The organism is Persicitalea sp., from assembly GCF_041751555.1.
Classification (GTDB): Bacteria; Bacteroidota; Bacteroidia; order Cytophagales; family Spirosomataceae; genus Persicitalea.
In genome coordinates this window covers 1-14,238 of the sequence record NZ_JBGSXF010000198.1, presented here as the reverse complement: position 1 = coordinate 14,238, position 14,238 = coordinate 1, and the positions used below count along the sequence as shown (strand labels likewise).

At 50.7% G+C, this 14,238-nt stretch carries 13 protein-coding genes; 6 read left to right on the top strand and 7 right to left on the bottom strand.

Annotation, left to right across the window (positions count from 1 at the left end):
- On the top strand, positions 1-1,260 hold a 1,260-nt coding region (ggt, locus tag ACEW8P_RS07140), incomplete at its 5' end, for a gamma-glutamyltransferase (RefSeq protein WP_373512402.1).
- Here ggt and ACEW8P_RS07135 read toward each other — a convergent pair.
- The 6 genes from ACEW8P_RS07135 to fdhD form a co-directional block, all read right to left on the bottom strand.
- The gene (locus ACEW8P_RS07135) at positions 1,261-2,886 is read right to left on the bottom strand and encodes an OmpA family protein (RefSeq protein ID WP_373512403.1); all 1,626 of its coding nucleotides are present in this window, start codon (positions 2,884-2,886) and stop codon (positions 1,261-1,263) included. It abuts the gene before it with no gap.
- Positions 2,887-2,921: 35 nt separating this feature from the next.
- Positions 2,922-3,515 carry a TIGR00730 family Rossman fold protein gene (locus ACEW8P_RS07130; protein WP_373512401.1) on the bottom strand — a complete coding sequence of 198 codons (594 nt, stop codon included), beginning with the start codon at positions 3,513-3,515 and terminating at the stop codon, positions 2,922-2,924.
- 260 nt (positions 3,516-3,775) lie between these two features.
- A complete protein-coding gene (locus ACEW8P_RS07125) occupies positions 3,776-4,636 on the bottom strand; it encodes an HAEPLYID family protein (RefSeq protein ID WP_373512400.1) in 861 nt (286 codons plus the stop codon).
- Between the two features lie 77 nt (positions 4,637-4,713).
- On the bottom strand, positions 4,714-5,049 hold the full coding sequence (locus ACEW8P_RS07120) for a hypothetical protein (protein WP_373512399.1): 336 nt from the start codon (positions 5,047-5,049) through the stop codon (positions 4,714-4,716).
- 225 nt (positions 5,050-5,274) lie between these two features.
- Positions 5,275-7,590 (bottom strand): FdhF/YdeP family oxidoreductase, encoded by a 2,316-nt coding sequence (locus ACEW8P_RS07115; RefSeq protein WP_373512398.1) that lies wholly within the window; start codon positions 7,588-7,590, stop codon positions 5,275-5,277.
- Positions 7,591-7,714: 124 nt separating this feature from the next.
- On the bottom strand, positions 7,715-8,527 hold the full coding sequence (gene fdhD / locus ACEW8P_RS07110) for a formate dehydrogenase accessory sulfurtransferase FdhD (RefSeq protein WP_373512397.1): 813 nt from the start codon (positions 8,525-8,527) through the stop codon (positions 7,715-7,717).
- Positions 8,528-8,884: 357 nt separating this feature from the next.
- On the opposite strand from fdhD, the gene ACEW8P_RS07105 reads away from it, so the two are divergent.
- The 3 genes from ACEW8P_RS07105 to ACEW8P_RS07095 all read left to right on the top strand — a co-directional run bounded on the left by ACEW8P_RS07105 (position 8,885) and on the right by ACEW8P_RS07095 (position 12,306).
- On the top strand, positions 8,885-9,835 hold the full coding sequence (locus tag ACEW8P_RS07105; protein ID WP_373512396.1) for a hypothetical protein: 951 nt from the start codon (positions 8,885-8,887) through the stop codon (positions 9,833-9,835).
- Positions 9,836-9,943: 108 nt separating this feature from the next.
- Positions 9,944-11,047, top strand: coding sequence for a phosphotransferase (locus tag ACEW8P_RS07100; protein ID WP_373512395.1), 1,104 nt, complete (start codon positions 9,944-9,946; stop codon positions 11,045-11,047).
- Entirely contained in the window at positions 11,044-12,306 is a 1,263-nt protein-coding gene (locus ACEW8P_RS07095) for an ADP-ribosylglycohydrolase family protein (protein ID WP_373512394.1), read from the top strand. The genes ACEW8P_RS07100 and ACEW8P_RS07095 overlap by 4 nt, the downstream gene beginning before the upstream one ends.
- Here the strand turns inward: ACEW8P_RS07095 and ACEW8P_RS07090 are convergent.
- Positions 12,300-12,947 (bottom strand): MarR family winged helix-turn-helix transcriptional regulator, encoded by a 648-nt coding sequence (locus tag ACEW8P_RS07090; protein ID WP_373512393.1) that lies wholly within the window; start codon positions 12,945-12,947, stop codon positions 12,300-12,302. The two genes, ACEW8P_RS07095 and ACEW8P_RS07090, sit on opposite strands and share 7 nt — an antisense overlap.
- A 198-nt stretch (positions 12,948-13,145) precedes the next feature.
- Between ACEW8P_RS07090 and ACEW8P_RS07085 the strand changes: the two genes are divergently transcribed.
- Together ACEW8P_RS07085 and ACEW8P_RS07080 are read left to right on the top strand one after the other, a co-directional pair.
- Positions 13,146-13,523, top strand: a complete 378-nt coding sequence (locus ACEW8P_RS07085) for a carboxypeptidase-like regulatory domain-containing protein (RefSeq protein WP_373512392.1) — start codon at positions 13,146-13,148, stop codon at positions 13,521-13,523.
- A partial coding sequence (locus tag ACEW8P_RS07080; protein ID WP_373512391.1) for a TonB-dependent receptor plug domain-containing protein occupies positions 13,420-14,238 on the top strand: 819 nt, incomplete at its 3' end. The genes ACEW8P_RS07085 and ACEW8P_RS07080, both read left to right, overlap by 104 nt.

Below are 14,238 nucleotides of genomic sequence, written 5' to 3'. Positions count from 1 at the left end.
AAACTACCCTGGGCGGATCTTTTACAGCCTGCCATTGACTTGGCAGAAAAGGGCGTCGTTCAAACCGAGAAAGAGGCCCGGGGGCTTAACTACGTTCGGGAATATATCCAGAAAGTCAACCCCGGCACCAGCTACTTCCTTCGCGCCGATGGTCGTCCGTGGCAGGCGGGCGATACGCTGGTGCAGAAGGATCTGGCCAAAGTTTTCAAGAGAATTCAGAAAAAGGGGCGCGATGGGTTTTACCGGGGTCGGGTGGCGCGGCTACTCGCCCGCGAAATGCGGAAGGGCAAAGGGATCATCACCAAAAAAGACCTGAAAGCTTACCAGGCCCAGTGGCGGGAGCCCGTGGTGGGCGACTACAAAAACTATAAGCTCATTACCATGCCGCCTTCTTCGAGCGGTGGCGTGGCGCTGATGCAGTTGCTTCGACTGGTGGAACCTTATCCGCTGCAACGCTGGGGCTGGAATACGGATTCGACGGCGCAGGTGATGATTGAGGCCGAGCGCCGGGTCTATGCTGACCGTGCCAAATTTTTGGGCGACTCAGACTTTATGAAAGTACCCATAAGTGAACTCATCAGCTATGAGTATCTGAAAAAACGCTGGCAAGATTTCAGTTTTGCCCGCGCCACCGACAGCAAGGACATTGACGGCGGCGACCTTCCCGGCTACGAGAGCTTGGAAACTACCCACTTTTCGGTCGTGGATAAGGATCACAACGCGGTGGCGATCACGACGACAATCAACGGAGGTTATGGCAGCAAAGTACTGGTGAAAGGCGGCGGTTTTTTCATGAATAACGAAATGGATGATTTCAGCGCGAAGGCGGGTGTCCCTAATATGTTCGGGCTGCTCGGGGGGAAAGCCAACGAAATCCAGCCCGGTAAGCGGATGCTATCGGCCATGACGCCAACGATTGTAGAGAAGGATGGCAAACTGTATATGGTCGTCGGTACACCCGGTGGCTCGACAATTATTACTTCTGTATATCAGACCATCCTGAATGTGCTGGAACACGGGATGACGATGCAGCAGTCGGTCAACGCTCTGAAATTTCACCACCAGTGGCTACCCGACAAAATTGTCTTCGAGACGGGTGCTTTCAAAGATCAGACGATTGAAACGCTGCAAAGCCGGGGCTATAATATGGAACAGCAAAGCAATACCATTGGCCGCATGGACTGCATCCTCGTCCGCCCGGACGGGACGCTGGAAGGCGCTTCCGATCCGCGTAGCGACGATACTAGCGTAGGATATTGATTACTTGGTCAGAATCGTGAATTCTACCCTTCGGTTGGCTGCCTGACCTTCTGGGGTATCGTTGGTCGCGACGGGTCGTGCCTCGCCGTAGCCTTTACTGGCGATGCGGTCGGGTTCGATACCCTTCCCGATGAGGTACTCGCGCACGGTATCGGCGCGATCTTGGGAAAGTTTGAGGTTAGCCGCGTCGCTGCCAATGTCATCTGTGTGACCACCAAGTTCGATGGTCAATTTGGCGCTTTCGGTCATCGTAAGAGCGATACGGTTGAGCTCGGGAAAGGACTCAGGCCGCAACGTCGCCTTGGCGAACTGGAAGGAAATGTTGTTCAGCCGCACGATTTGCCCCTCCTCGATAGGTACCAACTTCAATGATTTATTGGCGATTTCGCGAAAGCCTTTGCCTTGAACGGCGGTAGCTGAGTCCGTCAAGTCCACGTTCTCGCCCTCAGCGATAAAGTTGGGCGCTACGGCCCGCATACTGTACTTCTTGCCATAAGGTAGCACGATCTTATATTCACCCGTGAGCGGATTCGTAGTGGCAGTTCCCGCTTCCTCGCCGTCGGCCATGTCTTCGTAGATAATCTTAGCTTCCACAGGTAGCCCGGTTTTAGCGTCGATTACTTTGCCGCTAATGATCACGACTGGGTCAGGGGCGGGCGCTACGGGCTGCATGACGTTGATCGTGTCCTTACCATCGCCTTCGTCACTCCCGCCGCCCAGCGGAATACGAACTACGTCACCTTTCCCGATGGTTTCATTGAAAGATGTCATGTAGGCAAAATTCCCCAGTGCCGACACCGTATAGTAGGCGTCGTAGCCGTCCGTGTTCACCGCCGGGCCGAGGTTGACGGGCCTTGACCATCGCTTCCAGGACTTGTCAATACGCTTGCTGTAATAAATGTCGTTGCTACCCTGTCCACCGGGACGATTGCTGGAAAAGTAAATCGTGTAACCGTCGGCCGCCAGGAAAGGGGTAGTTTCTGTGAAGTCGTCCGTATTAATTTCCGGACCTAGATTCTGCGGGCGCGTCCAGGAGCCGTTTTTTTCCTTGAAACAGACATAAATGTCGTCCAGCTTGCTGTTCTTTTTTTCACTGAAAGATAGCACCAGTACCTTCCCGTCGTTTGAAAGTACCCCACAGTCAAACTGTCCCTTACTCATTTTCTCGTAGCCCGGAATGTCCAGCTTTTCCGGCGCCGACCAACCCCGAGCCAGCCGCTGACTCGTAGAAAAGCCGCGCGTTTCGTAACGTCCATTTTTGTATGCTCCTTTAATAAGAATAGTGTTGCCGTCGGGCGTGATGCTGTACAGGCTGTTGTATTCCTCTTTGTTCAAAGGCGCGGGTAGTCGCCGCGCCAGGCCCCATTGGTTGCCGTTATCGATCGCCTCTGCAAACCAAATGTCCTGACTGCCTTTGTCGCCGAAGGAATTCTGAGGATGGCTGATGCGAGAAAAATAGAGTGTCTGCCCGTCGGGCGAAATGACGGGGGCGATTTCATTATATTCCGAGTTGACGGCCTTGCCAAGGTTTTCGAGTTTTCCGGATTGGGCATGAACTTGACTAACAATTGTAATCAGAATGGAAAGGGTAGCGAGTGAATTCCGGGTCAAAATCTCATAATTCATAATTACATTGTCATTCTGAGCGTAGTCGAAGAACATCATTTCTCGACATACAACGTATGGTCAAGCTCCTTATTTCCTGAGTTTGTTTGATGGAAGTCTTTCATTTTCTCTAATAAATCCTCCACCGTTTCGGCGACCAGCATCAAGTCGCGGTTTTCGGGGCGCAGGAAGCCTTCTTCTACCATTTTATCAGTATGGGCGATGAGGTGATCGTAGAAGCCGTTAGTGTTCAGCACGCCGACGGGGCCGTGAAAGAGGCGTAGCTGCGACCAGGCCAGGATTTCAAACAGTTCGTCCATCGTGCCGTAGCCACCGGGCAGCACGACGACGCCGTCCGATAGCGACACCATCCGGGCTTTGCGCTCATGCATGGTATCTACAAATTCCAGTTCGGTGAGGGTCTTGTGCGAGACTTCCAGCTTGGCCAGGAAGTTGGGAATGATGCCCGTGACGGTGCCGCCTCCTTCCAGCGCCCCGTCGGCCACGCGGCCCATCAGGCCCAGGTTGCCACCGCCGTACACGACATTGATGTTATTGAGGGCCAAATGCTGGCCAAGGGCGTAAGCCGTTTGGGCGTACAGAGGATTTTTGCCGGGATTGGAGCCGCAATAGACGACGATGGATTTCATGGGGTGGCGATTGGTGGTTGCCCCAAACTTACGCATAATTCAAGATTCGCTCTTCTGCAACTTTACCAACACCGTCTTGTAGATCGGTGTATTACTGTGTTCGGCCAAAGTACCACAGTGTTAGTTTGCGAGAATCAAAGGGAATAACAGTACTAGTGAGAAAGACTAGTGCTGCCATTGATCAAGCATAAGCGTAGTGCGGGAGACAGAGCAATGAACTACTCTCCCGCATCACGCTTACGCATTTTCGGTGGCCGTACTTATTTTTTCTTTTGCCCCGGCTCCCATATTAACCGTACAAAAGAGCTTAATCTCTCATTCTCTCGACTAACGGGAATTCCTGCTACAATCCCGATCAGCAGATTATCGGCAATTCCTACTCTCATTTGGGGGCGCATGGTCATATTGAAGTCTGCGCTGTCGATGGTCTTGTTAAATTCAATCCCAATAAAGTTTCTTGTCCCTGAAATCATGTAGTGAAAACTGGTATTGATGTCATAAATCGATTTAAACTTCCTTGAACTAAAATTCTGTTCAATCATTGGTCCTGTGTATAGCAATGAGTGAAAGTTGTTCCCCCAGCGTTTGGCTACTACCAAAAAAGGATTGTAAACATTTCCTTTTATAAATGGCCGTCCAAAACTTTTGAAGTCTGAAAGCTCAAATTCGTTTATATATCCGATTGCCATTGATGTAGCCATGGGTTCACTGACAAAAAATGACCATTGAGCAGCAATTTTCAAACTATTCAATTGGTTGGATGGAATTGATTTGTTTGCCGTTCCATTTAGAGGTGAATAAAAGGTAAATGGAAGCTCCAATTCCAAACCCAATCTGTCTATGGGTGCCCACTCGTATTCAATAAGAGCTTCATAGGAGTCGAATTTTGAATTATCCGTCAGGCCTAAGCCCACGTTCCATTCCTTTTCCCCCTTTCTGGCTCCTAAATCACGTATAAGGTCAACGTAAAGTGGTTCAGCATGAAGTACCTTGTCAGGCTCTTTGAAGTCTTCCACTTGCTGAATGTAAAGACTGTCTTTTTCTGCATTCGTAACTTGTGCAAAGCCACAAGTACATGATGCCAATACAACGATTGGCATCAAATTTTTTTTGATGTTCATGTTTGATTTGTTTCTTGAGCATTAAGAAGTGCCCCATGTCCTTCTGGTCACAGGGTGATGAGAGTTGCGGAAACAAATCAAACTTGGGGTGGGGGGCTGTCTATTTCTTTGAAGCCATTTGTTAATCGAGCTGAATAGTCAGGGTAAAGCTCGCTCCTTTCGATGACCTGATCATTGTCATGATTCTTTGAGTTGATGACATGAATCGATAAGACAATTTCGATATTCTTTTTCTTAATATTGTCTTCGGTATCATGGTCGTCATACTCTTTGACGGCATCTTCAAAACCTAAAATCTTTTCAAGTACTATTTCGAAAATACTTTCCTGATCGTTGATTGACGAGTCTTCGGGAATAGAGTCAGGGTTGGGATCTGCTGTATCAACGCTAATATTGAACAAGTAAAGTCCCATAAAACCCCAAAGGATTTTAGTGAATGAGCTATTTCGTATTCGACTTATCAAGTTTTAAATTAATGCTCTTTTGTCGTTTTTGTATCAACTCCTGTGTATACGCGGGTTTCGAGGTACTTTTTGGCTAGCTTTTCCCTCGTCTTTTCGGTAAAGGTACTTGTTCTATTCCAGAATTTTCCGGTATTCTGAATAGTCATCGGTCATACAATGATCGTAATTACCGAATTAGAATACAAGCTGACTTGATTCAGAGGACTTTCTCCGCAACTTCACCAGCACCGTCTTATAAATCGGCGTATTACTACGCTCGGCCACCGTATCAATCGGTACCAGCACGTTGGCTTCGGGGAAATAGGTGGCGATGCAGTGTCGGGGGATGTCGTAGGCTACCAGCACAAAGGTACTTGCCACGCGCTCGCGGCCACCGTGGTCGTTGTGGATATCCACCACATCGCCCGACGAAAAGCCTGCTTCGATAATATCGAGCACATTCATAAACACCACCCGTCGCTCGTTGTGAACGCCGCGATAGCGGTCTTCCAGGCCGTAGATGGTCGTGTTGAACTGGTCGTGGCTGCGGATGGTCATCATCAGATACTCGCCGGGGCCGGGCTGCGGGGCGGAGGCTTCGGCCACGTTGAAGTTGGCCTTGCCCGTTTTGGTCTCAAATACCCCGTGGCGGGCGGCGTTGGGCAGGTAGTAGCCTGCAGGCTGGCGTACTTTGCGGTTGTAGTCGTCGCAGCCGGGAATCACGCGGGCGATATCATTGCGGATGTTGTCGTAGTGCTTTTGGTAGCTGTCCCAGTCTATCTTCGACTTCTGGCCCAGCGTTGCTTTGGCCACGCCGCAGATGATGCGCGGCTCACTCCAAAGCTGATCCGAAACGGGATCAAGTACCCCGCGCGACGCCTGGATCACACCCATCGAGTTCTCGCAGGTCACGAATTGCTCGGCGCCGTCGTGGATGTCCTCGTCACTGCGGGCCAGCGTAGGCAGAATGATCGCCTCCTCGCCGTGGACGAGGTGGCTGCGGTTGAGTTTGGTCGAAATCTGGACGGTCAATTTGCACTGCCGCAGTCCCTGCGCGGTGTAATTAGTATCTGGCGTGGCGGAGAGGAAATTTCCGCCCAGCGAGAAAAATACCTTTGCCCGACCGTCGTGCATGGCGTGAATAGCTTTCACTGTGTCGTAGCCTTCTTTCTTGGGTACTTCAAAGCCGAAAACTTCGCGGATATTCTCGCGCCATTCGGGTTTTACCTTTTCCCACACGCCCATCGTGCGATCACCCTGCACGTTGCTATGTCCGCGCACGGGGCAAGTACCCGCGCCGGGCTTGCCCACGGCCCCTTTGAGTAGCAGCAGGTTGACTACCTCCTTGATCGTGTCCACCGAATTGGCGTGTTGCGTCAGCCCCATCGCCCAGCAAATGATGATGCGTTTTTTGTGCTTGATCGCCTCTACGACTTCTTTAATTTTTGGCAAAGGTACCCCGCTGAGTTCGGCCAGGGCGTCCACGTCTTGCCGCCGCAAGTGGGCGGCGTATTCTTCGTAGCCGTGGGTTTTATTTTGGATAAATTCCTGATCAAGTACCGTACCGGGCGCTTTGTCTTCCTCTTCCAGCAGGAGTCGGGCTACGGCTTGCAGAAAGGCCATGTCGCCGTTCATGCGAATCTGGACAAAGAGTTCGGCTAGTTTGTTGTCCATATTAAGTACGCCCTTAACCGTCTGAGGGTCGTTGAAGCCGAGCAGTCCGGTTTCGTGCAAGGGGTTGACACCGATAATCGTAGCTCCGTTGCGCTTCCCCTTTTGTAGGGCCGTCATCATGCGGGGATGGTTGGTGCCGGGATTTTGGCCCATAATCATGATGATGTCAGTGTCGTAGAAATCTTCCAGCATCACCGTTCCTTTCCCGATACCAATCGACTCACTTAGAGCCGTGCCGCTCGACTCATGGCACATGTTGGAGCAGTCGGGCAGGTTGTTGGTGCCGTACTCGCGCACGAACAACTGATACACGAAAGCCGCTTCGTTGCTGGCTCTGCCGGAGGTGTAGAAAACCGCTTCGTCGGGTGAATCCAGCGCGTTGAGGTGTTCAGCGATCTTCTGGAAAGCGCCCTCCCAACTGATCGGCTGGTAGTGCGTCGCACCCCTGGGCAGGTACATCGGCTCGGCCAGCCGACCTTTTTTACCTATTTCCAAATCGGTCAACTGCGCCAGGTCATAGACGGAGTTCTTGGCAAAAAAATCGCCCCAAAGCGATTTGCTGGTCGCTTCTTCGGCCAGGGCCTTCGCGCCGTTTTCGCAGTACTCGGCCACGGGCGAGCGGTGAAAATCCGGGTCGGGCCAGGCGCAACTCGAACAGTCGAATCCACCCTTTTGATTCATTTTCAACAGCGCCTTGTTGCCACGCACCAGCCCGGCTTCTTCTACCACCATTTTCAGACTGATCGCCACGGCGGTCGTGCCTGCGGCGACGGTTTTAGGTTCGTCAATTCTGAGTCCGGTCAGGCGGGCGGGGTTTTCGGCGGAAGGTTTCTTCAATTTTGAATGAGTGAATGAGTGAATGATAGAATAGAAATGAGGTCTGCTGGACGAGTGTAGAAGGCTGGGGCTCCTAATTTCCACTTCGTGCCTTCGTGCCGGAACGCCGCATCGCTTCGTGCCTTCACTCAACCCTTTCCACTCCTGAATAAACGTTAAACCGATCTTTTTTCAAGAAGCCAACCAGCGCAATGTTCATTTCCTGCGCCAATTGCACAGCCAGCGTTGAAGGCGCGCCAACAGCGGCTACGAAGGAAATGCCGGACAGGGCGGCTTTCTGGATTAACTCAAAACTGGCACGACCGCTTAGCAGTAAAATTTGTGTTCGAAGCGGGTAGCTGTCAGTTTTCAGGGCGTGACCAATGATTTTGTCCAGAGCATTATGGCGTCCTACATCTTCGCGCAGGTAGAGGAAGTCGCCTTTTTGCGTGAATAATGCAGCCGCGTGAAGGCCGCCCGTGCTGGAAAAATCGGCTTGACGCTCTCTCAACAACCAGGGCAAACGGTAAAGTGTTGGAGCCGTGACGACCCAATCCTGATAAATTTCCGTCAATGTACTTTCTACCCGCACGGCTTCGATAGACGACTTGGCGCAGATGCCACAACTGGATGTCGTATAAATGTGACGTTCAAACTTAGTCGGGTCGAAGGGAGTGTCTTCGTGCAATACTACGGATATTCGGTTGGCGTCTTCTTGTACTGTGCCGACTACCTGCTCGTAATTGGTGATGATTCCTTCACTCAGCAGAAATCCCAGAGCCAGTTCCTCGTCGTGACCGGGCGTTCGCATCGTTACGGATAAGTTCTTGACCTCCAGGTTTAAACCGTAACGAATGCTGATTTCCAGAGGCTCCTCTACCGAAAGTACATCGTCCAGTTGTAAACTTTTGCTGGCTGAAAATCGGATAATAGAAAGGGATTGAGTAGAAGGGATCATGAACCGACCAGAATTTACCGTTAAATAAGTCAAAAATGCAACTTTAATACTAATTATGGTTGACTACTATGATGTAATCTATTGACCCTAAGTCATTTAATAAAATGATAAGGTTTCTGGATCCCACGAATGTTTCAGGGCTACTTGATAATAAATACAAGAAAGTACCTTGTGAGGTCGTTTACAAACGTCTGAAAACAGATATTCAAGGAGAATACTCTGGCATAATTATTTTAGAGTCATTATGTTTCAGTCTTTTGTGTCAGGTAAGCAATCGTTAAAACAATAAAATAGAGGAGGTGAATGAAAACAACGTGTACGCGTTTATTTTAATGTTTAACCAAATGTAAATCGAAAATGCAAAACGAATCACAGAAAAAGCAGAATGTAGCGTGGGCTATTGTGGCAGTGTTAGCGGTCGCTGTGGCGATGTTGGGCTTCTTGTTCTTTCAGCAACGGGCTGAATTGACCGACCAGGAAGCAACGGTGATGGAGAAAGTGCGGCAGGTAGCAGCAACGCGAACTACGCTCGACTCGATTTCGACAGTATTGAATATGAAAATCGCAGAGGTTGAGAAGCTAGGTGGCGACGTGGCCGAACTGAACAAGGTGAAGGAGCAACTGGAAGCCGACAAACTGGCCTTGTCCCGCACCAAGAAAGTCGAAACGGGTAAGTACCTGGCAAAAATCAAAGAATATGAGAAGTTTCTGGGTGAAAAAGATATCGAAATCGCTCAGTTGCAGGAGCAGAACATGATGCTGGCTTCCACCAACGACTCACTGAACACGACAGTAGGCAGCCTGCGCAACGAGCGTGAAACGCTGGTGCAGCGCCAAACCGAACTTTCGGACTCGGTGATGACCTATACTACTCAGAACAAGGAATTGTCGGAGAAAGTAAACCGCGCCGCCGCGTTGAAAGCACAGAATTTCAAGGTGTTGGCCGTAACATCCAAAGGCAAGACCCGCGACAAGGACGACTACAAAGCCAAGCGTGTTGATAAAATCAAAATGCTCTTCGACTTGCCCGAGAATCCGCTGACGCGGGAAGAAAGGAAGGATATTTACGTGCGGGTGCTCGACCCCGAGGGAGCCGTACTTTCTGACGATGCAATGGGCTCCGGCGAGTTTGAAGTGAATGGCCGGGAAACCAAGTACACTGCCCGCGAGACGATAGCATATCAGAATAATAACCAGAAGGTAGAGATGGTTTACGACAATACTGCGCAGTTTCGGCCCGGCAAGTACAGCATCGAGTTGTACGCCGAAGGCTACCGGATCGGCGGCGGAAATTTCGTGATCCGCTAAGATTTTTGAAGTGAGCAAAAGGAGAGCCGACTCGTACGAGTCGGCTTTTTTTGTGAAAAAGGCCGTATTTTGCTCAAAATTGAAGGCTCTTAGACCGTAACCCAACCTATGACCGAAAAGCAACAACGTTTCCAGGACTTACACCCCGACTGTTTTTTCCTGACCGCCGACCAACCGCAGCAGCTCACTGATTTTTTGCGAAAATATGAATGGATAGCAGATGACGAAGCCGTCACGCTCATTGAGAAGCCCGGCGAGGGCAACATGAACTATGTGTTGCGCGTCCGCACCGATCGCCAATCGTTTATCGTCAAGCAGTCGCGGCCATGGGTCGAGAAGTACCCGCAGCTCGACGCGCCCATTGAGCGAATTGTGGTGGAAGCGCAGTTTTACGACGCCGTCTCTGAGGTCGGGGAATTGCAGGATTTTATTCCGGCGTTGAAAGGATTCAGAGCCGAACACTTTATTATGGCGGTGGAGGATTTGGGCGAGGCTTCTGATTTTACCAATATTTATAAAAAATCCGGGCAAATCTCTTCAACTGAGCTAGCGGATCTGGTGCGTTTTATTTCGGGATTGCATCGGGTTTCTACGGATGAAATGCGCGAGCCTTTTCCTGATAACCACGCTTTGAAAGAACTCAACGCCGAGCATATCTTCAACTACCCCTATTTGGAAGAGAATGGATTCGACCTTGATACCGTTCAGGCGGGCTTGCAGGCTTTGGCTTTGTCTTACAAGCAAGATAAAGCTTTGAAAAAGAGGATTGAAAGCTTAGGCAAAACGTATTTAGAACAAGGAAATACATTGCTGCACGGCGACTACTACCCCGGAAGCTGGCTCCGAACTACCGAAGGTACCAAGGTTATCGATCCGGAATTTGCGTATCTGGGCCGGGCAGAATTTGATTTGGGCGTGTTGGTGGCACACCTGAAAATGGCGCAGACGGACGACGCTGTTGTTGAAGCGGGGTTGGCTCATTATACGCACTTAGGCCGAAATTTCGACCACGCGCTTTTCGCCGGATTTTGCGGGGCCGAGATTCTGCGACGGATCATCGGACTGGCGCAACTACCACTGGATTTGTCGCTCGCAGAAAAGGGGAATTTGTTGGCCTGGGCCGCTGAATCGGTATTGAATCCCTTGGCAAATACCTTTATGCAAATCAGGACGAGTGGTATTTCCCAGAGTGCAACTTTTAAAAACTCATGAGTGTATTTGCTACGAAATATTGGCGTAAAGTAGTTCTTTTCTTTTGTCTGGTACTCTGCCTGCCGAAAGCGCAGGCGCAGACTACCAACGGCCTGACCAAGCAGGAATATTACAACAAAGTACTTGGTCTGCTGGTCGGTTCGGCGATCGGTGACGCAATGGGTGCCCCGACCGAAATGTGGCCGCGGCGCGACATCGAAATTGAGTATGGCCGGGTGTACAAGCTGGATTCGATGGTGCGCACGCCCTCGCCCGAAGGTACCTGGAAGTACAACCTGCCCGCCGGGGGAACCACCGACGACACGCGCTGGAAGAAACTCGTCTTTGAGTATGCCCTCACCCAAAAACTACCCCAGTTCGAATCCAAAGCCCTCGCCGACCACATCATACGACAGTACCAGAGTGACATCAAAAACCTGAAAAATACCGAAGGTTTCGACCCCGAACCCTATGAGGAAGCGATCATGCGCATGGCCTGGTTGCAGGAGTGGGCTAAGGTGGCCAAGCCTTTTCGTGACAATAACCTGAAAGAATACGCCGACGCGCTGAGTAGATTTTATGGTGGAGAAATGGTCTGCGCTGGCCTGTTGTACGCGCCCGTCGTAGGGGCGGCCGTTCCTGGGAATCCTGCACTGGCCTACGCGCAGGGCTACGATTTGTCTTTCTTCGACATCGGCTACGCCCGCGACATCACGGCGTTGGCCGCAGGTATGACTTCCGCTGCCTTTGATCCCCAAGCCACGCCGGAAAGCATCATGAACGTCAACCGGACGGTGGATCCGAAGGGATACTTTAAGAGCCGCCTTGTGGGACGGCGGGCCTACGCCTTTTACCAAACTGCCCGGAATATTTCCTATGATTTTCACCGAACCCAATTGGCCGATTTGCCCGAAAGCTACGTCGTCCCGGCGGCGTGGAGCAGCCTGACACCGCTGGAACATTACCGCATCACGCAGGCTTTCGCGCAGCTTGATAAGCTAAATGAAGACTTGCCCTTCCACGCGGCGGAAATCATGCTCATTACCAACACCGCCCTGCTTTGTCACGATTTTGATTTTGAAAAAAGCATGGCTTTCATCATCAACTACGGTCGCGACAACGACACCGTGGGAGCAGTGGCAGGGGCAATTTTGGGCGCGTACTGGGGGGCAGACAAGCTTCCCGCGAAATCATCGAAGTTGGTGAAAGAGGTAGCCAAAAGTCAGCTGGGAATCGATCTGGAAAAGCTGGCCCGGCAAATGACGGATAAGCTTTATTGAGCTAATTCTTCCAAGTCAATCTGTTCCAGCATTTCGTCGAGCGAAGCGTTTTTCTCAGCGAAGAGTGGCTTGTGGAAGGTGTGCAGCTTTTGTAGCAGGTGCATGAGATGCAGCTTTTCGACCATTGAAAGCGGCCCGCCAACAAGATTGGCTGACTTTTTCATACTTTCCAGCGCTGCGAAAAATTCACTTTTTCCTTCTGCCGTGATAGTGAGCCGCTTGCTGCGTCCATCGTTCGGGTCGTCTTCCTGTGCGAGAAAACCGTTTTTCAAGAGCCGTTTAATGATCTCCATACCCGAGGTTTTCTCATGGGCGTTGTGTTCGATAAGTTCCGTTTTGGTGCAGTGACTCAGTTCCATCACCTTGCCCAAATAAAGGAAATCATCTACCGTAGTGAGCGGACTATCTTCGAGGGCGATTTTAGTGTAGCTTCTGGCAAAGCGATACAAATGAGCGACATACTGAGAAATCGAAACATTGAGCAGTTCTTCCTCGGTCACTTCGACGGCCGTTTCCGGCTTATTGATCGAGTAGCTGAGATAATCCACAAAATTTTCCATTGTAGTGCCGCCGTCATTTTGCGTCAACTTCTCATAATCTTCCAAATGCTCGAGAAGTTGTTTTATAATGGAATAATTCATAAATAAATAAAACTAGAACCTACTAAATATTGGGTGAAAAGAAGTTTTTGGTTTTGTATTGAGTCAAATATAACTCTTACTTCGCAGATTCAGTTGTTAAGACATAAAGCGTAAACCAACGCCCGTTGTTTCAGATTTCCCTTCATCCCCCTTATGCACACCTGTTACAGCCGTCTTACAAGCTTATTCATTTTCATCTTGGTTTTCGTCAGCAATTTTGTCTTCTCGCAAAATACCGGGGCGGTTATCGGCACCGTGAAGGATGGTAAAACCCGCGAAGGTCTCGTGGGCGTCACGATTCAGGCCGAAGGTAGCAACAGTGGCACTACCACTGACATCGACGGCAAGTACCGCCTGGAACTACCCGTGGGTAGCTACAACCTCAAAGCGACTATAGTAGGTTACGCCCCGCTGACCAAGTTTAACGTAGTCATGACCTCCGGCAACGCCCAGCAAATCAACTTCGACCTGCTTGAAGAAGCCGTCCAACTGGAAGGCCGCCACTGTGGTACTGAACCGGTCGGTATCGGTAGCTACCGCCGAAACCCCCAACTCGGTGCAGAAACTTACGACTGAGGAAATCAAGAACAATCCCGGCGGCAATTTCGACATTTCGCGCGTCATTCAGGTACTGCCCGGCGTGGGTGGCACGGCGGGTTCAGTAGGTGGATTTCGTAACGATCTCATCATCAGGGGTGGCGGGCCGAACGAAAACGTGTATTATCTGGATGGCATCGAAATTCCGGTCATCAATCACTTCGCCACGCAGGGTAGTTCGGGCGGACCGACGGGTATCCTGAACGTGTCGTTTATTGAGGATGCCACACTGAGTTCCAGTAGTTTCAACGCCCGCTACGACAATGCCCTGTCATCAGTCTTGCAATTCAAACAGCGCACGGGCAATCCCGACCGCTTTCAGGGCAACGTCCGGGTGAGTTCGACCGAAGTGGCGGGAACGGTGGAGGGGCCTATTTCCAAAAAAACTACCTACCTGGCGTCGGTGAGGCGGTCCTATTTGCAACTACTTTTCAAAGCCATCGACCTTCCCATCCGGCCCAACTACTGGGATTTTCAGTACAAAGTCACCTCCAAGCTGAACAAGAAAACTACCCTGACGGCCATTGGGGTGGGGGCGATCGACGAGTTTACGTTTGCCGTGCCGCAGGAATCTTCACCCGAAAAAGAATACATTCTGCGCTCCAACCCAAGCATCAATCAGTGGAACTACACGGTGGGCTTTTCACTGCAACGGCTGCTGGAAAACGGTTTCATGAACATTTCGGCCAGCCGC

Coding starts and splice junctions, on each gene's coding strand:
- ACEW8P_RS07130 (WP_373512401.1), bottom strand. CDS start 3,515: ATGAAATCCATCGTCGTCTATTGCGGCTCCAATCCCGGCAAAAATCCT.
- ACEW8P_RS07105 (WP_373512396.1), top strand. CDS start 8,885: ATGCAAAACGAATCACAGAAAAAGCAGAATGTAGCGTGGGCTATTGTG.
- ACEW8P_RS07095 (WP_373512394.1), top strand. CDS start 11,044: ATGAGTGTATTTGCTACGAAATATTGGCGTAAAGTAGTTCTTTTCTTT.
- ACEW8P_RS07125 (WP_373512400.1), bottom strand. CDS start 4,636: ATGAACATCAAAAAAAATTTGATGCCAATCGTTGTATTGGCATCATGT.
- ACEW8P_RS07100 (WP_373512395.1), top strand. CDS start 9,944: ATGACCGAAAAGCAACAACGTTTCCAGGACTTACACCCCGACTGTTTT.
- ACEW8P_RS07135 (WP_373512403.1), bottom strand. CDS start 2,886: ATGAATTATGAGATTTTGACCCGGAATTCACTCGCTACCCTTTCCATT.
- ACEW8P_RS07090 (WP_373512393.1), bottom strand. CDS start 12,947: ATGAATTATTCCATTATAAAACAACTTCTCGAGCATTTGGAAGATTAT.
- ACEW8P_RS07120 (WP_373512399.1), bottom strand. CDS start 5,049: ATGGGACTTTACTTGTTCAATATTAGCGTTGATACAGCAGATCCCAAC.
- fdhD (WP_373512397.1), bottom strand. CDS start 8,527: ATGATCCCTTCTACTCAATCCCTTTCTATTATCCGATTTTCAGCCAGC.